At 55.9% G+C, this 23,425-nt stretch carries 17 protein-coding genes and 1 pseudogene (1 of these 18 cut by a window edge); 9 read left to right on the top strand and 9 right to left on the bottom strand.

Features of this window, described 5'->3' with window-relative positions:
* Positions 1 to 206: 206 nt before the first annotated feature.
* Positions 207 to 614, bottom strand: a pseudogene (locus TH3_RS23560) (protoglobin domain-containing protein); the annotation flags it as partial.
* A 210-nt stretch (positions 615 to 824) separates the two neighbouring features.
* Between TH3_RS23560 and TH3_RS11655 the strand changes: the two are divergent.
* The 3 genes from TH3_RS11655 to TH3_RS11645 all read left to right on the top strand — a co-directional run bounded on the left by TH3_RS11655 (position 825) and on the right by TH3_RS11645 (position 3,961).
* Positions 825 to 1,379: a hypothetical protein gene (locus tag TH3_RS11655; protein WP_233421756.1), complete on the top strand. Its 555-nt coding sequence runs from the start codon at positions 825 to 827 to the stop codon at positions 1,377 to 1,379.
* Positions 1,380 to 1,520: 141 nt separating this feature from the next.
* Positions 1,521 to 2,615 (top strand): TRAP transporter substrate-binding protein, encoded by a 1,095-nt coding sequence (locus TH3_RS11650; RefSeq protein ID WP_007092191.1) that lies wholly within the window; start codon positions 1,521 to 1,523, stop codon positions 2,613 to 2,615.
* Between the two features lie 251 nt (positions 2,616 to 2,866).
* Positions 2,867 to 3,961: a TRAP transporter substrate-binding protein gene (locus tag TH3_RS11645; RefSeq protein WP_007092192.1), complete on the top strand. Its 1,095-nt coding sequence runs from the start codon at positions 2,867 to 2,869 to the stop codon at positions 3,959 to 3,961.
* Between the two features lie 59 nt (positions 3,962 to 4,020).
* Here TH3_RS11645 and TH3_RS11640 read toward each other — a convergent pair whose 3' ends face one another.
* Entirely contained in the window at positions 4,021 to 4,446 is a 426-nt protein-coding gene (locus tag TH3_RS11640; RefSeq protein WP_007092193.1) for a hypothetical protein, read from the bottom strand.
* Positions 4,447 to 4,580: 134 nt separating this feature from the next.
* Here TH3_RS11640 and TH3_RS11635 point away from each other — a divergent pair, with 134 nt between their 5' ends.
* Both TH3_RS11635 and TH3_RS11625 read left to right on the top strand, forming a co-directional pair.
* Entirely contained in the window at positions 4,581 to 8,567 is a 3,987-nt protein-coding gene (locus TH3_RS11635) for a hybrid sensor histidine kinase/response regulator (RefSeq protein WP_007092194.1), read from the top strand.
* 854 nt (positions 8,568 to 9,421) lie between these two features.
* Complete coding sequence (locus TH3_RS11625; RefSeq protein WP_007092196.1) at positions 9,422 to 10,183, top strand: hypothetical protein; 762 nt, start codon at positions 9,422 to 9,424, stop codon at positions 10,181 to 10,183.
* Between the two features lie 45 nt (positions 10,184 to 10,228).
* On the opposite strand, the gene TH3_RS11620 is transcribed toward TH3_RS11625, so the two are convergent.
* From TH3_RS11620 to TH3_RS11600, 5 genes are all read right to left on the bottom strand, one after another.
* On the bottom strand, positions 10,229 to 10,843 hold the full coding sequence (locus TH3_RS11620; RefSeq protein WP_007092197.1) for a LysE family translocator: 615 nt from the start codon (positions 10,841 to 10,843) through the stop codon (positions 10,229 to 10,231).
* Positions 10,844 to 10,939: 96 nt separating this feature from the next.
* Entirely contained in the window at positions 10,940 to 11,794 is an 855-nt protein-coding gene (locus TH3_RS11615; RefSeq protein ID WP_007092198.1) for an AraC family transcriptional regulator, read from the bottom strand.
* Between the two features lie 57 nt (positions 11,795 to 11,851).
* Positions 11,852 to 13,033: an AI-2E family transporter gene (locus TH3_RS11610; protein WP_007092199.1), complete on the bottom strand. Its 1,182-nt coding sequence runs from the start codon at positions 13,031 to 13,033 to the stop codon at positions 11,852 to 11,854.
* A gap of 171 nt (positions 13,034 to 13,204) precedes the next feature.
* The gene (locus TH3_RS11605; protein ID WP_007092200.1) at positions 13,205 to 13,987 is read right to left on the bottom strand and encodes an outer membrane protein; all 783 of its coding nucleotides are present in this window, start codon (positions 13,985 to 13,987) and stop codon (positions 13,205 to 13,207) included.
* 133 nt (positions 13,988 to 14,120) lie between these two features.
* The gene (locus tag TH3_RS11600; protein WP_007092201.1) at positions 14,121 to 14,792 is read right to left on the bottom strand and encodes a response regulator; all 672 of its coding nucleotides are present in this window, start codon (positions 14,790 to 14,792) and stop codon (positions 14,121 to 14,123) included.
* A gap of 420 nt (positions 14,793 to 15,212) precedes the next feature.
* Between TH3_RS11600 and pepN the strand changes: the two genes are divergently transcribed.
* Together pepN and TH3_RS11590 are read left to right on the top strand one after the other, a co-directional pair.
* The gene (pepN, locus tag TH3_RS11595; RefSeq protein ID WP_007092202.1) at positions 15,213 to 17,840 is read left to right on the top strand and encodes an aminopeptidase N; all 2,628 of its coding nucleotides are present in this window, start codon (positions 15,213 to 15,215) and stop codon (positions 17,838 to 17,840) included.
* A gap of 99 nt (positions 17,841 to 17,939) precedes the next feature.
* A complete protein-coding gene (locus TH3_RS11590; RefSeq protein ID WP_007092203.1) occupies positions 17,940 to 18,242 on the top strand; it encodes a cupin domain-containing protein in 303 nt (100 codons plus the stop codon).
* An 83-nt stretch (positions 18,243 to 18,325) separates the two neighbouring features.
* Here the strand turns inward: TH3_RS11590 and TH3_RS11585 are convergent, their stop codons facing one another.
* Complete coding sequence (locus TH3_RS11585) at positions 18,326 to 20,611, bottom strand: methyl-accepting chemotaxis protein (protein ID WP_233421755.1); 2,286 nt, start codon at positions 20,609 to 20,611, stop codon at positions 18,326 to 18,328.
* Between the two features lie 700 nt (positions 20,612 to 21,311).
* Here TH3_RS11585 and TH3_RS11575 point away from each other — a divergent pair.
* Entirely contained in the window at positions 21,312 to 22,388 is a 1,077-nt protein-coding gene (locus TH3_RS11575; RefSeq protein ID WP_007092205.1) for an SPOR domain-containing protein, read from the top strand.
* Between the two features lie 222 nt (positions 22,389 to 22,610).
* Complete coding sequence (upp, locus tag TH3_RS11570; RefSeq protein ID WP_007092206.1) at positions 22,611 to 23,261, top strand: uracil phosphoribosyltransferase; 651 nt, start codon at positions 22,611 to 22,613, stop codon at positions 23,259 to 23,261.
* 82 nt (positions 23,262 to 23,343) lie between these two features.
* Here upp and TH3_RS11565 read toward each other — a convergent pair whose 3' ends face one another.
* Positions 23,344 to 23,425, bottom strand: the 3' end of a protein-coding gene (locus TH3_RS11565) for a hypothetical protein (protein WP_233421754.1). Its footprint extends 368 nt past the window's final position; 82 of the gene's 450 nt are visible here — the last part of the coding sequence; its start codon lies beyond the right edge, outside the window; it ends in the stop codon at positions 23,344 to 23,346.

Below are 23,425 nucleotides of genomic sequence, written 5' to 3'. Positions count from 1 at the left end.
TGTTCGGTGGTTTGGCTCATGCTGCTGATCAGTGTTTCCGAGGCGCTCGACATGTCTTCTGCGGAACTTGCCAGTGCGTCGACAACTTTTGAAACGGTTGCTTCGAACTCACCCGACATTTTCGCCAGTCGGTTGCTGTATGTTTTTTGAGTTTCTTCGTAATAAACCGTTATCGCCATTTCCATATCGATCAGAATGGCATTGGTCGCGGCGGTTACAATTTGCGAAACCGATGAGTCCTTGCGGAAATGGGCAAAAAGAATATCGCAAAGCTTGGCCATGATAAAGTTGTAGGCAGAAACATAGGCTTCCGGGGTTAGGCCGATGATTTCGTGCGCTTTACCGATCCGGCGGACATCGTCGTAATATGCCTGGTCAAATGTACCGTCGAACAGCTTTGCCCAGTGTTTGCGTTGGGCATTTTTCAAACGCTCGATACCGGACGGATCGCCAATGATTTTGGCCAAATCGTCACGCGCCATCACTTTTCGATAAAATTCATCCAGTATCGGGGCGAGGTTTTTCTCGATTATCGGCCACGCCTTTTTAAGGTTGGCTGCCTTCTTTTCATTGAAATCAATGAATTCAAGACGGCGTTTAATTTCCTGATGCATGCGGGTCCCTCGTCGATGTCTCTCATAAAAGGTTGTTTGGCGGGGCATTACCTTAGGTTGGTTAAAGATATTATGATGTTAACTATCCTTAAGGGTAGGAGTGTCTGTCGCCCGTTGGACAGATATCAAGATATACCGTTTTCTGCCAGATACTTGTTCCTTTTATCAAACGGATAGATGGGTGTTGTACACGTATAGGAGGTGTTGGATGTGACTGTGATCACGAATGTGGTCCTCGTGCGTCGTCAGGCTGATCAACTCAGTTTCGATGCACACAAAGGAAACATCATGCCCATCAATGCCAGCCAATTGCGCCTGTCCATCATTCGACCGGTTTTGCAAAACCTTGGTCTGTGGTCGCAGGCCGCTGAAAACCTGCTTATGGGGACCGCCGCCCAGGAAAGCGGGTTGGGGACCTATGTGGAACAACTTGGCGGCGGCCCGGCCCGCGGTATTTTTCAGATGGAACCGGCAACTCTGAATGATTGCTATGTCAATTTTCTGGATTACCGCGCGGATCTGAAAGCCAAGATTGATGCCTATCTCGCACCGCAGCCTGACAAGGCCACCCAGCTTGCAACCAATAATGCCTATGCGGCTGCCATGTGCCGGGTGCGATATATGCGGGTCAGTGCCCCGTTGCCCGATGCCAACGATATCGCGGGCCTCGCGGCTTACTGGAAGCAATATTACAATACCGCCGGGGGCAAGGGCGAAACGGATGAATTCGTTGCCAATTACAATCGATATGTTGGCAATAGCTAAGCTGCCGTAGCGTCGGCGAAAAAATCCGCATCGCCATGCGCAAAAATTGTGGCATATGCGCGATCTTTTCGCCAAAATCCCCCAACGCATGCTGGTGATTGCGCAAAAAATCACCAAAGTAAAAGAGTTTAGGGGGTTACAATGAAACGTCGTCAGTTCCTTAAAGGGGCCGGTATTGGTGCCGGTGCTGCGGTTGCGGCTACGGTTGCCGCACCGGCCATCGTATCCGCGCAGGAAAGCCTGAATTGGCGGATGGTCATGCCGTGGCCCAAAGGAACGCCGGGCCTTGGCACCAATGCCGAAAAGTTCGCTGCCATGGTCAAGGAAATGTCCAATGGCCGCCTGAATATTTCGGTTTTTGGCGCTGGTGAAATCGTCCCGCCGTTCGAATGCATGGATGCGGTCGAACAGGGCGTGGTCGAAATGGCGCATGGTACCCCTTATTACTGGCAGGGCAAGAACCCGGCGCTGAACTTCTTTTCGACCATTCCGTTTGGTTTGACCGCGTGGGAGCTTTCCGCCTGGCTTCGCTTTGGCGGCGGGCAGGAGCTTTGGGAAGAAGCCTATGCCGAATTTAACGTTGTGCCGTTTTATGCCGGTAACTCGGGCATGCAGGCTGGTGGCTGGTTCAACAAGGAAATCAATTCGGTTGAGGACCTTAAGGGCCTGAAAGCCCGTTATGCCGGTCTTGGTGGCGAAGCCATGCGTCGCCTTGGTGCCAACATCACCATGTTGCCGCCGGGCGAAATTCTGCCTGCGATGCAGTCCGGTGCGATTGATGCCGCCGAATGGGTCGGTCCTTGGAATGACCTTGCATTTGGTCTCTATCAGGTTGCCAAATTCTATTATACCCCGGCATTCCATGAGCCCGGACCGGGCCTTGAAATCTTTATTTCCAAGGAAAAGTTCGACGCGCTTGGCAAGGATATGCAGGCGATCATTCGTTATGCCGCGCAGGCGATTGCCGAAAATACACTGGCTGATTTTACCTTCAACAACCTGCAATCCTACCAGCCGCTGATCGACAAGGGTGTTGAAGTGCGCCAGTTCTCGGATGATGTCATTCTGGCACTGGCCGAACAGTCGAATGCCGCGGTCCAGGAAATTGCTGCGAAGAACGACCTGAGCGGCAGGATCGCGGAGAGCTATCTTGCTCTGGTCAAGAAGGCGGCGCGCTATGGCAAGGAATTCGAGGCAACCGGACTTTTGCATCGTGCGAAAGTGTGGGGATATTAAGTCCCGCGAAATCCGGAAAGCGACATGCTGGAAATTCGGGGCTGCTTTCGGGCGGCCCCGTTTTTTTGTTTTCTGGCAAAGTTCAAGCAAACTTTGCGCGATGTCATCGACGTTACGGGATGTTGGGAACTTTGAATATGACGTGTCAAAGACAGCAAAAGCCGCAACTTCAATCCCTTGCAAAGTTACGAATGCTATTTTAGAAGCAGATTTGCGCAAAAAATTGCCAATATGAATTTGGGAGCCCCACAATGAAACGTCGTCAGTTCCTGACGGGTGCCAGCATGGCCGCCGGTGCCTTTGTCGCCAGCAGTGCCGCACCTTCAATTGCCAAAGCCGATGAACAGATCCACTGGCGCATGGTGATGCCATGGCCGAAGGGCACGCCGGGCCTTGGTGCCAATGGTGAAAAATTCGCCGAGCGCGTGACCAAAATGTCGGGCGGCCGTCTGAAAATTACCGTTTACGGTGCAGGCGAACTTGTTCCGGCATTCGAATGCATGGATGCGGTCGAGCAGGGCGTGGCCGAACTGGCGCATGGCACCCCTTATTACTGGGCTGGCAAGGATGCGGGTGTAAACTTCTTCTCGACCATTCCGTTCGGTCTGATGGGCTGGGAACTGTCGGGCTGGCTGCGTTTTGGCGGCGGGCAGGAACTTTGGGACGAGCTTTATGCCCAGTTCAACGTCAAGCCGTTCGCGGCCGGGAATACCGGTTTGCAGGCCGGTGGCTGGTTCAACAAGGAAATCAACACCGTTGACGACATCAAGGGCATCAAGATGCGCTATGCCGGGATCGGTGGCGAAGCGATGCGCCGTCTGGGTGCCAATGTGACGATGTTGCCCGCAGCCGAAATCCTGCCGGCCATGCAGTCCGGCGCGATTGATGCCGCCGAATGGGTTGGCCCGTGGAACGATTATGCGTTTGGTCTGACCCAGGTTGGCAAATATTATTACACCCCGGCATTTGCCGAGCCAGGGACGGGGATTGAAGTGTTTGTCAACAAGGACAAATTCGCGGAATTGCCCGAGGACCTTCAGGAAATCTTTGCTGTCGCCGCACAGGCCAATCTTGAACAGACACTGGCAGATTTCACCTTCCACAACATCCAGTCCTATCAGGCCGTCTTGGCCAAGGGGGCGGAAATCCGTCATTTCAGCGACGATGTGATTGCAGCCCTTGCCACCGAGGTCAAGGCAGCGGTCAAGGAAATCGCCGATCAGAACGAACTGAACGGCCGTATCTATGCGTCCTATATGGATTTCGTGAAAAAGGCCGCGCCGTATGGCAAGGAGTTCGAGGCAACCGGCCTTCTGCAGCGTGCCAATGTCTGGGCAGAGGCATAAGAATTTCCCGGTGATATGACCGGATAAGGAAAAATCGGCATCTTCGGGTGCCGCTTTTTTTATGTGAATGGGGTCCGGTCCGGCAGCATTTTCAATGCACGGTCGGCGCGCCGGGGGGGCAGGGGCAGGTCAAAGGTAAATTTGTCCTGGCCTTCATATTCTTCAAGCGCGATGCGTTTGACCAGTTCCGAGCCCAGTGCGAGCGAGGTTTCAATCGCCCATTTGAGCTGATTTACCGCACCTTCATTGCCTGCTGCCAAGGCCTCGGGCAGGATGCGTTCCTGCAGGAATTTGGCGACACCGGCGAAGGCACGGGCGGCACTTTCGCAATTGGCGCGTTCGACAACAAAGCGCCCAGACTGTTCAATGGCGGTGGCGATGCCGGAAAGATGGCCCATCATGACCTTTATCTCGCGGTCGTCGCTTTCGGTTTTCTTTGCCACAAAGCGCAGGATTCCTGCGTAAAAGCCGTAATCGGAAGACATGACAATCCTGATCGTTCTTGGTCTTTGGTTGGGTTTGGATTTGCGCCGTTTTAGTCCATAAGCGCGTCGTGGTATAGTCCAAACGCCAACCAACTGTTTTGGCGGCATGATCGATACGCGGAGCCATAAGCCGGATGCTTCAGGGCGGACTTATTTTCATTGTTGCCATGGCCTATATCGGGCTTTTGTTCGCGATTGCGCATTATGGCGACAAATATGCCGAAAAATGGCGGGCGTCGCGGCTGAAGCCCAGCATCTATGCGCTGTCGATGGCGGTCTATTGCACGAGCTGGACGTTTTTCGGCTCGGTCGGGACGGCGGCGACGCGCGGCTGGGCGTTTTTGCCGATCTATATCGGCCCGATCATCATGATGATTGTCGGTTTTGGTATCATGACCAAAATCGCGACCGTTTGCCGCGAACAGAACATTACCTCGATTGCCGATTTTCTTGGCTCGCGCTATGGCAAAAGCCAAAGCCTGGCCGCCCTTGTGGCGATCATTGCCGTGATTGGGGTTCTGGCCTATATCGCGCTTCAGCTTAAGGCCGTGTCGCTGTCATTTGATGTGCTGATCGGCGAGGTCGGCGAGCAGATCGTGCGCCACAGTGCGACCGATTTTTCCAAGGATACCGCGTTTTACGTCACGATCCTGATGGCGGTTTTCGCGATCCTGTTCGGGGTGCGCTATATCCATGCGTCGGAACATCATGACGGGCTGATCCTTGCGGTGGCATTCGAAAGCATGGTCAAGCTGGTCGCGCTTTTGTTCGTCGGGCTGTTTGTGGTTTACGGGCTGTTTGATGGCTTTGGCGACATGCGCATCCGGGCCGCAGCCAATCCCGATATTACCGAGATGTTCAAGCCCGATGCGTGGCTGTCATCGCATTTCTTCATCTCGACCCTGTTGGCGCTGTTTGCGATTTTCTGTCTGCCGCGTCAGTTTCATGTGACATTCGTTGAAAATGATGACAGCCGGAATTTGAAATCCGCACGCTGGCTGTTTCCCGGCTATCTGATTGCGATCAATATTTTCGTCGTGCCGATTGCGATTGCCGGAATCCTGCTGTTTGGGGGGGACCCGGCGGTCAATCCCGATACGTTTGTTCTGACGCTGCCGTTGCTGGGCGGGGAAAACTGGCTGGCGGTGTTTGCCTTTGTCGGGGGGCTTTCGGCCAGTACCGGCATGGTGATCGTATCGTGCGTCGCGGTATCGACGATGGTGTGTAACGATCTGGTCATGCCGCTTTTGCTGCGGTCGCAGAAATTGCAGGGGCGGTTCGCAGGCGATGTCAGCCAGGTTCTTCTGAAAATCCGGCGTGCGGCAATCATTGCCATCCTGTTTCTGGCCTATGGCTTTTACCGGTTTTTGTCGGAAAAATACGCGCTGGCTGATATCGGGCTTTTGTCCTTTGCCGCGGTGGCGCAGTTCGGCCCGGCGGTTCTGGCGGCGATTTACCTTAAATCGATCAACCGGACGGGCGTGCGGCTTGGCCTGATTTCCGGGTTTGTGCTGTGGAGCTATACCCTGTTGCTGCCAAGCTTTATCCAAAGCGGGCTTTTGCCGATGTCGATCCTGACGGACGGGCCGCTTGGCATTGGTATCCTGCGGCCGCAGGCGTTGCTGGGTGTGGGGATCGAGGACCATCTGACGCACGGGGTTGTCTGGTCGCTTGGGGTTAATTTCGTTCTGATGTTTGTCGGATCGGCGATTGGCGTGCAAGGCGTGACCCAGCGCCGCCAGGCCCAGCTTTTTGTCGATATCTATCGCAAGGATACCAAAGCCAGAAACGATACATGGCCGGGGCGCGTGACGATTGGCGACCTTGAAGACCTTGCCGCGCGGTTCCTTGGCAAACATTGGGCAGAGCGCGCGTTTCGCACCTACCTTAGCCAGCGCGGCGATGATTGCAAACGATCCGACATTGCCGATTTTGATGCGGCGAATTTTACCGAACATCTGCTTTCGGGCGCGGTCGGTGCGGCGTCATCGCGCGTGGTGATGGCGCTTCTGCTGCCCGACAAGGCGGTATCGCGGCGCGATGCGATGGAGCTTCTGGATGAAGCGTCCGAGGCAATCAAATTCAACCGGGATCTTTTGCTCAATACGCTGGAAAACATTTCGCAAGGGGTCGGGGTGTTTGACCAGAATTTGCGTCTAGCGACATGGAACCATCGCTTTATCGATCTTTTGGGCATCACCGCAAGCGATATTCAGGTCACGATGCCGCTTGCGGAACTGGTCGATATCTGCCGCGACAATGGGGCGCGTGCGGTTGATATCGATATCCTTCTGGGGCGCAATGCCGCCCCGCAGATGCGACGATTGCCCCATACTTACGAGCGCAAGAGAACGGATGGCATGGTGCTTGAAATGCGGACCAACCCGATGCCCGATGGCGGGTTTGTCGCGACCATTGCCGACATTACCGCACGTGTCAGGACCGAGGAAGCATTGCGCGAAAGCGAGCGCAATATTCGCATTTATACCGATAACATCCCGGTCATGATCGCCTATGCCGACAAAAATCAGCGGCTGCGTTTTACCAACCGCCCGTATGAGCGGATGTTTGGCATCCGCCGTATCGAGGCGCATGGCATGGCGGTGCGCGAAGCGGTGGGCGAGGAACGCTATGTCCGGCTGGAGCCGATGATCCGCGCGGTGCTTGAAGGTTATCGTCAGAGTTTCGAGATCGACTTTCCCGCCCCTAAAGGCGGCTGGGGGGCGAGTGACGGCAGCGAACGGGATCAGCGCAGCGAACGCGAGGACCGCTATGCCGAGGGGACATATATCCCGCACTTTGACGAAACCGGCGAGGTACTTGGCTATTTCTGTATCTATCACGACATTACCGAACGGCGGAATGCCGAACGCGCGCTTAAGGATGCCAACGAGGGGCTGGAAGCGCGCGTGACGGAGCGCACGCATGCGCTTGAGGAACTGAACTCGGAGCTGTCGGTCGCCAAGGAGCAGGCCGAAACGGCGAACGATACCAAGACCCGGTTCTTTGCTGCGGCCAGCCATGATTTGTTGCAGCCGCTTAATGCCGCGCGCCTGTTTACCGTAGCACTGGGGGGCAAGGAACTTCGCGACGACATCCATGATCTGGTCAACAAGGTTGATCTGTCGCTTAAGGGGGTTGAGGAACTGCTTAACGAGCTTTTGGATATCTGCAAGCTTGATGCAGGTGCCATGCAACCCACCATTCGCGATTTCCGGGTTTCGGATGTGCTCAATGCCCTTAAGACCGAATTTACGCCGGTGGCGGAAAAGGCCGGGCTTCGTTTTGCAGTGCATCCGCGTGATGTCTGGGTCAAAAGCGATAGCAGGCTTTTGCGCCGTATCCTGCAAAACTTCATCTCCAACGCGCTGCGCTATACCCGCCATGGCGGGGCGGTGGTCGGGTGCCGGATGCGCGGTGACAAGATCAGGATCGAGGTTTGGGATAGCGGGCCGGGCATCCCCGAGGACAAGCTTAAAATCATCTTCCGCGAATTCCATCGCCTTGAGGGGCCGGAAACCACCGATGTCAAGGGGCTTGGCCTTGGCCTTGCGATTGTCGAGCGGCTTGGCCGGTCGCTTGATCACACGGTTTCGGTGCGCTCGCGACCGGGGCGGGGGACGGTTTTCTCGGTCGATGTGCCGATTGGCATTGTTGACGAGGCCGCGATGCCCAAACCGCGCCGCCGCATGGCCGGCGAACTGGGCGGTTTGCGCGTCCTTTGCATCGATAACGAACCCGATATCCTTGATGGCATGCGCGCCATGCTGGAAAACTGGAATTGCGTGGTGGCGACCGCCCGGTCAGGCAGGGATGCCGAGAAAATCCTGCTTGGGAATGAGGATGATAACGATGATAACATCGGCTTTGTCCCCGATATCATTTTGGCCGATTATCACCTCAGTTCCGGGGAAACCGGGCTGGATGTGCTGATCCGGCTGCGGGACCAACGCGGGCTTGATATTCCCGGTGTGGTGATCACGGCGGACCGCAGCACCGAGACGGCGGAGCTGATCAAGGCACAGCGATTCGCCTTGCTGAACAAGCCGCTGCGCCCGGCCAAATTGCGGGCGCTTATGACGCGGGCAGTGACCCGGCAAAGTTCCGATGCGGCGGAATAGGGGCATATGGTTTTGAAAGATAACATCTTTTCAAGGGATTAGGATTTTTTGCAAATTCCCTGAAAATTGTTCTTGATTTGTTCTTTCATTTGTGGCATCAAAGAAAAGTCAACGGGGGAAATGCACCCGGACCCAAAACCCGCAAAGCGTGATTCGCTTTCGCGGGTTTTTGCGTATTCGGGCCGGAAAGACAGGAACAAGATGATGCTGGTAACGACGATGACAGAGCCGCGATCTGACAGGCAGAAAGGAAGACGGCGATATCGCCAAAGGATCATGACTGGCAGGTGGAAAAGCCATTACGGCGGTATTGCGTCCGGGTGATGAGCCCGTGGAGAATTTGCGGAAAATTGGTGTGAATCATGACGGGAGAGATGCGCCCTTTGGGTGAGGGCGAGCCGTTCGGGGTGAGGCGAAGCCGGGGATCATCTGGCTTGGCGACGTGATAGATGGCTGCGTTTGGAAATGCCGGAAGGCCAGTCACCGACGGCGCGAAATGCGCCTGCCTTGCGTTCATTGACCGCCACTGGTGCGACCATCCTGTGTCATCGGCAGGTGAATCGGGGGCGACTATTGTTGCCGGACAAGGCGCCGTCGTGCTCTTTAGCCCGTCTTGTCAAAATTGCTTCGACATTCGCGATGCTGTGGTCCGAATAACTGAAGCACCGAAACGGCGGATGTGATACGGGCTCAGGCTTTCGCATTGTTCTCCCAACCGATGTGGCAGAATAAGTTTTCACTAGATCCCAACAGTACCTAAATTGGGTTTGTGTCCAATGTTATTCTGCGTGTCATAGTAACACCGGCTCTTTGTTGGCTGAGGTGGGACGTGATGGAGTAGGGTGGTCTTTAAAATGTATTTTACGCAAGAGCATATTGATCAGTTGATTGAAGGGTTTGTTGAAGCCAGAGAGCATCTAAATGCATGCAAAGAACGTTTTATTGTGCACGAGTTTGCAACTCGCGAGGCCCGCGAACACGCTCATCATGGACTTTGTCGGCGGCTGGAAACCCTAGATCATGCTGTGGACCGCGTTTATGAATTGCTTCCTCCCGATATTGACGACATACCCCCAAGGGGTGATGTCAAGGAAGCAACTATCCACATCCAAGCAAGTATTTCCAATATCATCGGTTGTCTGGATAATTTAGCTTGGATTTGGATTAATGAGCGTAACTTAAAACATCGAGATGGTAGTACATTTAGAACGAGGGAAGTGAAGCTCTCCAGAGATTGTCGTGATCTGTGGCGTGACTTGCCACAAAGATTTCGAGACAAGATTGTCGAATTTAGAGATTGGTTTACTCACATTACTGAGTGGCGTGACGCGTTAGTACACCGAATCCCTTTGTACATTCCGCCTTACTGTGTTCGGGATACCGAACAATATAATCAGCTTGTTAAGCAAGCAAATGAAGCGCTTCGAAATGGCGACTTAGAATTGCATGTGCGCTTGAAGCAGCAGTATGAAGAAATGCACTATTTTGTACCCTGCATTATGCACTCGTTTGAGGAAGAAGCTGAGCCTGCTGTTTTCCATGCAAACCTAGTTGCGGACATCAAAACAATTGCCGTTCTTGCGAACTTATTCCTCACTTGCTTGGAAGAAGCTTAAGGCGCAAGTGAATCACAGAATGGTGTGCTTTCACTACTTCCTATGCTACCGGTTTGCGACCATGAGCTTTGCCCCCAGCAGAACAAACACCCCTGCAAAGCTTTTCCCCAGCCAGTTCATGATCCTTGGCCGTTCGATGACGTGGCGGCGCAGGGTGCTGGCGAAGAAGCCGTAGACGATGAACACTGCGAAGGTGATCGCCATGAAGATCAGGCCGAGCAGGATCATCTGGGCGGTGGTTCCGGCGGTATCCGGGGTGACGAATTGCGGCAGGAAGGCCAGGAAGAACAGGGACAGTTTCGGGTTGAGCGCGTTGAGCAGGATGGCATCGCGGATGATTTTGGTGGCATGGACCGGATCGGATTTGGCGGTGACTTTCATCGCACCCGTGCCACGCCACATGCCCCACGCCATGTAAAGCAGCCACGCGACGCCAAGGTAGCGCAGGGTTTCAAAGGCGAGCGCACTGGTATGCAACAGAGCCGCGAGGCCAAGGATGCTTGCCCCCATGGCAGGCAGGATGCCGAGCGTGCAGCCAAAGGCTGCCCAGATGCTCGCACGCATGCCGCGCCCAAGCCCGATGGCAAGGGTATAGATCACCCCCGTGCCGGGCAGCAGGACGACAATAAGCGAGGTCAGGAGATAGTCGGGGCTGATCATGATGGCATGGTTCCGTTTTGTGGTTTGACCTGATCCGCGCAGTTAAGCGTGTTTTGATCGGGTATTCTTGAACGGAATTGCAGGCCCGGAAATGGATCAGTTTGCACGAAGTGCGCGGGCATATCGCCCCGGTGACAGGCCATAGGCGCGGATGAAATGCCGGTTCAGGTGGCTTTGATCGGCAAAGCCCGCGGTTGCGGCGACGTCGGCAAGTGCTGTACCCGTCGCGATCAGGCGGCGGGAGAGGTCGAGGCGGCGCTGGATGATATAGGCATGTGGGGTAAGCCCCGTCGCGCGGGTGAAATGGCGGACGGTCTGAAAGCGGCTTAGCCCGGCGGCATTGGCGAGATCGGCAAGCGAGAGGTTTTCGTCCGGGGCATCGTCAATCATGGCCTTGGCGCGCGCGATGTTTTGATCGGCACGGTTGGGGGCCTGATTGCGGACAGGGTCGGATTGGCCCGGTTTGATGCCGGGTACAATGATCGCGTGATGGAGCAGAAGAAACAGCATTTCTTCGCGCCGGAGCGCTGCGGTCTGGCTGTTACCCTGGGTGATGGCGTTAAAAAGGGCGGCAAAGCAATTTGCGACATCGGGGGATGTCATGACCGGGTTGGTGAATTCGTATTCGCCTGATTTGCCGTCTGTCATGTCGTGGGCGGCGTAACTGATCAGGTCCGGATCGAAATACAGCATGTTCCAGCCTCGCGGGCTTTGGCCAATCGGTGTGCCGTCATGGACTTCGCGCGGATTGACCGTGATGATGTTGCCCGCCCCGGCTTCGACCATGCCGCGCCCCGAAAGCGATTTTTGTGCGCCCTCAAACATGAAGCCGATGCCGAACTGTTCATGGCTGTGTCTGGCAAAGCTGTGGCATGTCCTGGCCTTAAGGGCCAAAACGCCGGTGCAGTCATGAGACAGGATGCGAAACGGTTCGTTTGATGCGTCTGACATGCCAGAAGACTGGCAGTTTTTGCGCCGTTTCGCAATCGGGTTGCCATCGGGTCGAAATCAGTTGCCGTTATTGTTGTTGGGGCCGAGCATTTCGCGCAAGCCCCCCAATCCTTCGACATGTTTGGCAAAGACGCTCATGACGATCAGAAGCGGGACGGCGACAAGCACACCGATGAAGCCCCATATCCAGCCCCAGAACGCAATGGCGAGGATGATCGCGACCGAATTGATGCGCAGCCGGTTGCCGACAAGGGCCGGGGTGAGAAACTGGCCTTCAAGCGCGGTGCAGGCGAGATAGATCGCGGGTGGCAGCAGGGCCGCGGTTGTGGTCGGCATGGAAACCAGTGCGACCATGCCGACAATGCCGATGCCGACAACCGCCCCCAGAAGCGGCACGAAATTCAGGATCGCCGCAACAATGCCCCATAAAACCGGATTGGGCATGCCAACAATGGCAAGGAGGCTTCCGATGATGACGCCAAGCCCGATATTGATTGCCGATATGGTAAGGAGATAGCGCGAAACTTCACGTTCGATATCGTGCGCGATGCGCAGTCCCTTTCGCCGGTCGCCAAAGGTTGGCAGGGTGCGGACCATTTTTTCATAGACCATATCCCCCGACGAGAGAATGAACAGCAGCAGCACGAGCATGAGCGCAATACCGGCAACAATTTCCGGTGCGCCCCGGGCGGCCTGGCTGATCATGGTGGGTTCCTGGACCACGACCTTTTGCGTGTCGGCCCCGTCATTCTGATTGGTGGCTTCTTCGACCTGCTTTTGCACATCGCGCAGTTTTTCAAGCGGCCCGCCAAGATCGGCCAGACGCAGGCGCAACTGACGTTCGATTTTGGGGGCGTCATCGATCCATTTTGATACCGGTTCACTCAGACCATAAATCCCGGCGATCACGGATGTCGTCAGGGTCAGGACAATCGCAAGCGCGGTCAGGCTTTGCGGGATGCGATAGCGCGCCAGTGTGCGGACGACCGGGGAAAACACCAGTGCCAGCAGGAAGGCCAGTATCACCGGCAGGATCAGGCTTTGGGCGACGTAAAAACAGCCAAAGGCCAGAATGACGAAGGTGCCGATCACCGATACCGTGCGCGCCCGGCGATAGGCGCGTGCACGCGCGCTTAACATTCTTTGTTCGGCTTCTTCGGCTTCATCGATTTCGGTAGGGGCATCCGCAGCACCGGTTTCAATGGCGGGGGTGTCGGATGCCTTGATCGGATCGGTCATGCAATACGCTCCGGGCGGAATTCTGCCGGGCATGATGCAGGCGGCAGGAGGGTGACCTGCCTTTAACGTCTTGTGACAGGGTGATGTTCCGCCGGGATGAATGTAAGTGGCTGGTAAAGCAAAACGGCGCCCGAATTGGACGCCGTTTTGAGCCAGACATATGTCAGAAGATCAGAAGCGCTTGATCAATGCAAAGCGGACATTGTGCGACTGGAAGTCGCCATCATAAGAAAGGTCTGAGGCAGCACCGCCTTGGCCAATGTCTCTGTCGCCGTCTACAATGGACGGGAAATAGGTCAGGACATAGTCCCCGCGAAGCGACCAGCCATTGCCGATCAGGTACCCGGCCCCGATGCTGCCCGACACGCCGAATGCCGTTTTCGTATCGGTAAATGTATGATTTGTGCCTGTACCAAAAGTATCGGTGAATTTATGTGTGGTTTTGAACCGGCTGATCGATGGACCCGCCGCGAAATAGACCTGCCATCCCCCGGTCGCATAGCCGATTTTGGGGCGGATGCTAAAGGTGAAATCCGATTCAACGGTGGTTTGGGACGTGAAGCTGTTGGCCGGAGATGTATCATACGCGGTCCGGCCATGGCTTTCTGATTCAGAAAACGGCATGAATGTCAGATCGCCTTCCACCCCGTAAATCATATTACGGTCCTGATGGTCGTATCCGAAAAGGGCAGAGCCGGTGACATCAAAACCCTCGATCGTTTCATTGAGGATCGGGGTGAGTTGGTTTCTGTCACTGCCCAAGGCACTGTCCTGGAAATAACCGGTATACAGCACGTCGGTGTCCGGCTTTGCCGCACTATATGCGCCACCAAGTGCCAGGCCGCCATAAAAGCCCGACCAGTCTGTTTCAGCAGAGGCGTGGGAGGCAGCGGCACACAGGATGACGGCTGCGATACCGGCACACGAAATACGTGATTTTAGAGGAAAGCGCATGATTTTGTGGCTCTGTTTGCTATCGCAGTCTGTCGACTAGGCGACGAGGTGAATAATGAATGATTATTCAATAGCATAGCCAGATTGAACGCGAAATAGAATTAATTGGTCAGGAGATTGCCGCAGCGACCCGTCAGGCGTCGATGGCCGGTTCCTGCAATTGCAGTTCGCGGGCCATGATGACAGCCTGGGTGCGGCTATGGACCGACAGTTTGCGCAGGATCGCCGATACATGGGCCTTTACGGTGGCTTCGGTCACGTCAAGCTCGTAGGCGATCTGTTTGTTCAGTTTGCCTTCGGTCAGCATGTTGAGCACGCGCAATTGCTGTGGCGTCAGTTGGCCGATTTTTTCGGCAAGGCCGGTGGCCTCGTCATCGGCGGGGCCGTTTTCAATCGCGTCACGTGCCCAGTCGGGCATCCACATATCGCCATTCAGAACGGTGCGGATGGCCGTTCCGATCTGATCAACAGGGGCGGATTTCGGAACGAAGGCCGATGCGCCATATTCAATGGAGCGTCTGACAACCGGCAGTTCCTGACTGGCCGAGACGATGGAAACCGGGATGTCGGGATAGGAAGCGCGTAAGGTGAACAGGCCGGTAAAGCCGTTCATGCCGGGCATGTGCAGGTCCAGCAGGACAAGGTCGATATCGCCGCTATGGGCTTCGATCTGTTCGATGGCTTCAGACAGGCTTCCGGCCTCGTACAGTGTGACGTTTTCCAATTCTGATGACAGGGCCTGTTTGAGGGCACCACGCACAAGCGGGTGGTCGTCTGCGATCAGAATCTGGAAGCTGTCAGCCATTGGCGATTTCCCCGGAAGTCATTTCCCTTAAAAGGTCGCGATTATTCCATCCCGTTATCTTTTAACGGCGTCTCACGATAATATTAAGGTGAGGGGACGATAAACCGGGATGACATTGTTTGTCTGGTGTGGTGCGACCCTGATGCGTCCTTGCTGCGCTGGCAGAAAGGAGTGAGGGAAACCAAAGATCACTCTCGCCCCACGAAATGTGAAACTTCGGCCCCCCTCGCGCCACCACTGATGATTATGACGACTAAAATCGGGCTCGTAAACTCTGCATTTGTCGGAAAGTGAAATTTACCTTATCTGTTGGGTTAATGAACGAAATTCAGTTTTGAAGAACTGCGCCGCGCTGCAACATTGGCGATTTTATACAATCACCGGCAACGCCGCGCAGACCAAGGGAAAAAGGACTGTCTGATGTCTGATCAACCGCAAGTCATCCGCCGCGAAGATTACACCGCACCGGCCTTTCTGGTCGAGAAGGTCGAACTGGTATTCGAGCTTGATCGGGATGTTACAAATGTGAAATCGCGGCTGTTCGTGCATGCGAATCCTGTGCGTGGGACCGGCGGCGGCGACATGGTCCATCTTGACGGCGAAGACATGAAGCTGGTGTCGATTGCGGTTGATGATCGCAGGCTTGGTGTTGATGAATATAGTGTCGATCCATCGGGCTTAAGCTTTAGCGCGCCGGGCGAGACATTTGTGGTGGATATCGAAACCCAGATATCGCCTGCGGCCAATACGCGGCTTGAGGGGCTTTATGTATCGCAAAGCGCGTTCTGTACGCAGTGCGAGGCGGAAGGATTCCGCCGCATCACCTATTTCCCAGATCGCCCGGATGTGATGGCGACCTATAAAGTCACGATCCATGCCGACAAGGCGAGCTGCCCGGTTTTGTTATCCAACGGCAATCTGATCAATAGCGGTGATCTTGACGGCAACCGGCATTACGCGGTGTGGGAAGATCCGTTCCCGAAGCCGAGTTACCTTTTTGCGCTGGTGGCGGGGGACCTTGCATGCGTTGAGGACAGCTTCAAGACCATGTCGGGCCGCGATGTTGCGCTGCGCATTTTTGTCGAACATGGCAATGAAGACCGTTGCGATTACGCGATGGATAGCCTGAAACGGTCGATGAAGTGGGATGAGGAGGTTTATGGCCTCGAATACGATCTGGACCTTTTCAATATCGTCGCGGTTTCCGACTTCAATATGGGGGCGATGGAAAACAAGAGCCTGAATGTGTTTAACGCCAAATACATCCTGGCCAAGCCCGATACCGCGACCGATACGGATTATGAATTGATCGAATCGATTGTTGCGCATGAATATTTCCACAACTGGTCGGGCAACCGGGTGACATGCCGGGACTGGTTCCAGTTATCGCTTAAGGAAGGCCTGACGGTTTTCCGCGATCAGGAATTTTCGGCTGATCAGCGGTCCCGCCCGGTGCAGCGCATCAAGGATGTAGCCCAACTTCGTGCGCGCCAGTTCCCCGAAGATGGCGGGCCGTTGGCCCACCCGGTGCGCCCGGACAGCTATATGGAAATCAACAATTTCTATACCGCGACGGTCTATGAAAAGGGCGCGGAGTTGATCCGCATGATGCATACCCTGTTGGGCGCAGAGGGCTACCGCAAGGGGATCGATCTTTATTTCGACCGGCATGACGGGCAGGCCGTGACCTGCGATGATTTTGCCAAGGCGATGGAAGATGCCAACGAGGTTGACCTGAGCCAGCTTAAAATCTGGTATTCGCAGGCGGGGACGCCGAGCCTGAGCTGGCGGGGCGAACATGATACGGAGGCCAAGCAGTTCCGCCTGACGGTTTCCCAGAAAACCGCACCGACACCGGGGCAGCCGGACAAGGTGGCCCTTCATATGCCAATCGCGATTGGCCTTCTGGGCCGGGATGGAAGGGAGCTTGTTTCGCGCACCGTGCAACTGACCGAGGCCGAACAGACATTCGTGTTTGATAATATCGATCAGGTGCCGGTCGTGTCGTTCAACCGTGGTTTTTCCGCCCCGGTGAATATCGCGACCGAACAGCGGCATGAGGAGCTTGTGTTCCTGATGGGCCATGACAGCGATGCGTTCAATCGCTGGGAAGCGGGGCAGAAATATGCGACCGCGCTGATGCTTTCGGCCATTGCCGAATTTGAAAAGAATGGCGGCGATGCGGACGCGGCATTGGGCGATGTGACCGAATTTGTGGCGGCGATGCGTGCGACCCTGATCAATGACGATCTTGATAAGGCGTTTCGCGCCGATGCGCTTGTCCTGCCGGGGGAAGAATTCCTTTCGGAGCAGCGCAAACCCGCCAACCCGGACGCGATCCATCAGGTGCGCAATGCGTTGCGAAAGCGCATCGGATCGGATTTGCGGGCCGAATTTGGCAATGCCTATCACCAGAACGCGTCAAACGCGGCCTTTACCCCGGACGCGGAATCGGCCGGGCAGCGGGCGTTACGCGCAACCGCACTTTCCTATCTGGTGGCAAGCGGAGAGGGCGAATTTGCCGATCTGGCAGCCGAGCAATATCGCACGGCCGATAACATGACGGATCGGATGGCGGCCCTTTCGGTGCTGAACCATCTGGATCATCCGGGCCGGGCCGAAGCACTTGCCGATTTCGAGGCGCGCTTTGGCACGGATACGGTGGTGATGGATAAATGGTTTGGCCTGCAGGCGATGTCATCACGCGATGATACGCTGTCGCGCGTGAAGGACCTGATGAGCCATCCGCTCTTTACCATGCGCAACCCGAACAAGGTACGGTCGCTTATCGGGGCGTTTGCCATGGCCAACCCGCGCCACTTCCACGCGGCGGACGGCAGCGGATATGCGTTTTATACCGACCGCCTGATCGAGCTTGACGATATCAACCCGCAGGTCGCGGCACGGCTTTGCGCGCCGCTTGGCAAATGGGCGAAATATGACGAGGCGCGGGCCGGCCTGATGAAGGCAGCCCTTGATCGTATCCTCGCCAAACCGGACATTTCCCGCGATCTGTATGAAATCGCATCGAAATCGCGGGCGGTATGAGGCCGTGGGTCATTGCGTGAACGCCTTTCTTCATAAGGCCCACGCGCCCGATATGCATGATTTGCGATGGGGGTTGTTGCGAATGGAAAGGGAAAGAATATGAATTTGGCCGCCGTTGCAGCACAGCTTTCCGACGGATGGAAGGGCCGGGTTCTTGCAGATTTTGGCTGTGTCCGGATGAAACTTTTCAAGGCAGATGCCGTCGGCCTTGCCGAGGAAATGCATTCGGATTGGGATGAAGCGATCCTGATGCTGGAGGGTGAACTGGTGCTGGAGCTTGATCAGGTGCCGATGCACCTTAAGGCTGGTGATTTTCACCTGATCCCACGCGGGGTTCGGCACCGCATTTTGCCCGGTTGCCGCGGATCGTTCATATTGCTTGATCCTGAACCGCTGGCTTAAACAGGCGACCAGTGGAAAACGCGAAAGGCGGCACGCGATATGTGCCGCCTTTTTGTGTCGTGGCCTGTTTCAGGCAGGTACGATCAAGTCAGTTTCATCCGTTCGCTGAATTCCTTCATGCGTTCGGAAAGATTGCGCGCCATGTCGGAAAGTTCGCGGCTGGCAGTGTTGAGGTCATGGGCCGAGCGGCCCGTGCTTTGGGCACCGTCATTCACGAACCGGATCATCTGGTCCATCGATCCGGCGCCTGATGCAATGCGTTGCACGTTTTCCGAAATCTCGCTGGTGGCACGGCGCTGTTCATCCACCGAATGGGTGATGGTCGACTGGATATCGTTGACTTGATGAATAACGTCGCCCACCGTGCTGATGGAATGGGCGGCTTTCTGGACTTCCTGCTGGATCGCAGTAGTCAGATCGCCGATCTGGCCGGTCGCACTCGCGGTCTGATCGGCAAGCGATTTGACTTCGTTTGCGACAACGGCAAAGCCGCGCCCCAGTTCGCCCGCCCGTTCGGCTTCGATGGTCGCATTAAGCGACAGAAGCTTGGTGCGATGCGCGATATCGTTGATCAGATCAATGATCGATCCGATTTCCGAGCTTGCCTTTTCAAGCGATACGATATTGCGCTGGCTTTCTTCGGCCTCGGTGCGTGCCCGGTTGGTCACGTTTGCGGCCTCGGATGCCTGACGGTTGATTTCGGCAATCGAGGATGAAAGTTCCTCGACCGCGGTGGCGACGTTCTGGGTGTTGCTTGCCGCCTCGCGCGAGACGTCAAGCGCGCTGCCTGACTGATCGACCGTGTTTTCCGACTGGCTGGTCAGATCACGGGCAAGGCCAAGAAGCCCTTCGGACTGTTCGGTGACCGATTGCGCCACGCGGGCGACCTCGGCCATCATTTCGCTGACCGCGATGCGGCTTTCTTCGCGTTCGGTCACAACGTTCCAGGCCAGCATGGTGCCGACAAGGACATTGTCCTTGTCGCGCACCGGGGCTGCCAGAAGTTCAAGGTGATCGCGTTCGGTTTTGACCACTTCGGTAAAGGGCAGGTTGGCCGGATTGGAAAGCCGGTTCTGGAATTCCGCACCGACCTTGAGGAAGTCGCCCGAAACCGAAGCCGCATCGCCACCGACATAGGTTTGCGCACTGGCATTCAGATATGTCAGTTCGCCTTCAGGCGTGATGAGGGCCGTCATGGTCGGGGTATTTTCGACCATGTTTTGCAGGATCATGGCCTGACGCACGGCTTCGCGCAGGCCGACCAGCGCCTTGCGCATTTCGCCGATTTCATCGGACCCGACCCGGGGCAGGCGGACATTGGTATCCCCGTTCGAGATCGATGTCATTGCCCCGGCAAAGGCGCGCAGATTGCGAAATACCGTGGTTCTGAGCAATATCCAGCCAGCGATCCAGCCAACCAGAAGGACGGCGACCAGAATTTCGATCGAGAGCGTTCGAAGATCGTCGGTCTGGGAATAGAAGTCGGTAATATCGCGATCAAACGTGGCGGTGGCCCAGACCCCACCACGGTCATTGCCGATTTCGATATCGACCGTGGCACGATGGGTGCCGCCCGCTGCTTCGGTGGGTTTTGCTTCCGCCGGGGCCGGGGCTTCGCTATCGGCCGTTGGGGCCAGGGCTTCGCCGCCTTCGCTGGCGTCCCCGTCTTCAAGGCTTTCAAACAGCACATTGCCGTCGCTGCCAAGAATGCGGAAATTACCGCCAAGCACCTTGCCGATACCTGTAAGGGTAGGCAGGGGATCGGTGATGACTTCCATAAAGCCGACAGCACGAAAACCGCCGACCGGAACGATGGTGCTGAAAACCGGTTTGCCGGTTGGGGTTGCCCACATATAGGTCACCGGTTTGCGGGCATCGGCCTTGTCGCGTGTTTTAAGGTAATCCATCACCGCCGCATCATCGGTGACACTGGCCCCCAGATTGGCATCCGAGGTTGCAAGCTGGTTGAAGTCGGTGTCATAGGCGATGGTTTCGACCAGAACCAGTTCGCCCTGAACGACCTGGCTGGCATTGGAAAGGATGTTAAGTTCGGCCTTCATGCGGGCCTGATCGTTATCCTGATAGCTTTTGACCAGACTGCCAAGGCGCGACCATTCATTGACAATCGGCGTGACCTTGTCTGCGTAATCCTGTGCCACGCGTGAACGGACAAAGAAATTGACTGTGCCGCCGACCGAATTGTTCAGCGTATCAACGGCAAAGTTTCGATAGGTGTCACCGGTCCACAGCAACATCCATGTGACTGCACCCGATAAAAGCAAACCTGTTACAAGCAGGATGCGTCGTAACGTCAGGAGGCCCGTAGCGCCCCCTGCAATAGCCGTCTTCGCGGCTTTGTCTCCCGTCATTCATTACACTCCAGAGCCAGTTTTTTATGGTTCTTTTGGTGCTTCGTTCCCGGTCTACCTCTTGGGGGGTAATTGGTTTGATCCAAACAGAGCTTGGCGGCAAACACAATAGCGCTATTGCCCCAAACCCCATGTTTTTCGCGGTATACAGTATTCTATATATTCGTGACGGGCGCGAAATCGGGGCCGGGAATCCCGTGAATTTCGAATGGCTATTGAAAAAACACAAGAAAAATTGCGAACGAGTGTGATAATCGTTTGCAATTAGATTTATGATGCTCTATGACTGTGTTTGTCAAATGCAGACGGCAACGTCGTTTGCGACGGGCCATCAGGCTGACATGGCGTACCTGATGGCCACTGTTCTTCGGGACTCTCTCTCCCCGAAGGTCGATCTCTCTCACTCGAGGGGGCTGGTATCCGGAAATTGTGCGGGACAATTCCGGGCTATATACCAGCCTCCCTTTTTTTGTCCTGCTGGCCGGTTTTGCGACATCCGTGCTTTGAAATCGCCAAAGTTTCATGACATCTGCAATCTGCATATCGACGCGCGATTTTGGGTGCGACCGGGCCAGCGTTTTTAGCGTTTTATAAACGGCCTGTGCCCTAAAAGAAGCAGGGTAGCCTGTGGCGGGGTTCAATCGCCATGACGGATACGCGCGATATTTACAGATAATCAGTCGTAAAGGACCGGCAGAAAATGGCTGGCGAAGACGAAAACAACCGCACCGACCTGCATGCGGACCCGAAACCGGAACCGCAGAAAGACGCGCCCTTACCGGCGTTTATTTATGGCCGCAATGGTCATGGTGAGGACGGCGGGCGTCATCGACAGTCACAAAATGGGCGGATAGCAGAAATGGATCGCAAAACCTTACTGGGTCTCGCAACCGGTGCCGGCATGCTCGGTCTGGTCTTGTTCTTTGTCGGCATGCTGGTCGGCGCTGGGCTGTTCATGGACCCTGACGAACAGATGGCAGCCAACGAAAAACCGGCAGGGCAGGCCGAAATTCTGGCAACCCTGCCCGAAAGTCCGACATCAAACCCGGCACCGACAGCCGAAATGCCCGATGCCGGTACTCTGTCGGGGACTGAGACGTCATCCTCAACCCCGGCGGCACCGGCTGCGACCGATGATCCGGTGGGGGATCTGATTGCCGAACGCAGTGCCGTGATCGAGGGCGAGGATGCGGGCAATACCGCAGAAAACGGTGAGGCGGCCAATGAAGGTACGACCGACGGAAATGATGCCCCGGTCGCCCCGGAAATGAGCGACGCCGAAAAGGCGGCGGCCCGTGCGGAACAGGCCGATCAGGGCGCGAATGCCCCGCGCAAGCTTCAGGCACCGGAAATCAAATCATCCGATGATGCCGCAGCCAAGTCATCAGAAACCACATCCGCACCGGCGGCACCCGCGGTCCCCGAAGCCCCGGCGGCCGCGGCAGAAAACACGACGGTTGCCAAGAAAACCGAACCGGCAGCGACGTCTGCGCCCAAAGCAACCGCGTCCGGGGCGGCCGCCCCGTTCTCGGTTCAGGTGGGGGCCTTCAAGGTGCATGAAAATGCCAGCCAGCGCGCCGAAGAATTGCGCAAGCTTGGCCTTGAGGTCGCGGTTGTCGCCCGTGGCCCCGAAGGGGATGCCACCTGGTATTATGTCCGGGTTGGCAGATTTACGACCATGAAGGAAGCGCGCGACAAGGCAAGTGCGGTCAAGAAGGACCAGAATCTTGACGGTTTCCCGGTCCGGGCCGAGCCCAATGACCGCGAAGTCAACTGACACATATATATAGTGTCGCTCAATATGATACCGGGGCCGGTGCAGATGCTGCATCGGCCCTTTCTGTTTTCTGATGAACGGGTTTGTTTTTGCGCCATCTTTGCGGCATTCTACTTGCCTTCACAGGGCAAAGGCTTTAGGCGGTACGCCAGAGTTTTTCGGAAAGCAAAGCCGTGACGTGCCACGCGGGCAGCTTTGCACATCAGGATGGTTGGCAGAAACATGACCACACAGAACGATTTTCCCAATCTTCATATTCTCGATCACCCGCTGATCCAGCACAAACTGACGCATATGCGCAAGGTTGATACCTCGACCAAGACCTTCCGCCAGCTGCTGAAGGAAATTGCGCTGCTGATGGGCTACGAGATCACCCGCGAATTGCCGGTCAGCTATGAGGATATCGTCACCCCGATCTGCCCGATGAAGGCACCGATGATCCAGGGCCGCAAACTGGCCGTCGTGCCGATCCTGCGGGCCGGTCTTGGTATGGCCGATGGTCTGATCGAACTGATGCCGTCCGCGCGCATCGGCCATATCGGCCTGTATCGTGATCCCGAAACCCACATGCCGGTCGAATATCTGGTGAAGCTGCCCGAAGTCGAAGGCCGGACCTTCATTCTGGTCGATCCGATGCTGGCAACCGGGAATTCGGCAGTGGCGGCAGTTGATACGCTGAACAAATATGGCGTGAAGGATGAAGACATTCGCTTCATGGCGCTGGTCGCGGCCCCCGAAGGGGTCAAGGTCTTCCATGATGCGCATCCGAATGTACCGGTCTATACTGCGGGCCTTGACGAGAAGCTGAATGAAAAGGCCTATATCGTGCCGGGCCTTGGCGATGCCGGGGACCGTCTGTTTGGCACCCGCTGATCTGATCGCATGATACAGTAACACGAAAGGGCGCCGTCGGCGCCCTTTCGTCTGGTCTATTCGGATTTCGTCGGTGCCGTGATCAGCCTTTTGGCGATACCGTGATATCAACCGTTGATCCGGCAAACGATCCGCCTTGCAGCTTGATCGTGGCAACGCGGCTT

This window comes from Thalassospira xiamenensis M-5 = DSM 17429 (assembly GCF_000300235.2).
Taxonomy (GTDB): Bacteria; Pseudomonadota; Alphaproteobacteria; order Rhodospirillales; family Thalassospiraceae; genus Thalassospira; species Thalassospira xiamenensis.
This window is presented reverse-complemented; position numbering and strand designations above follow the sequence as displayed.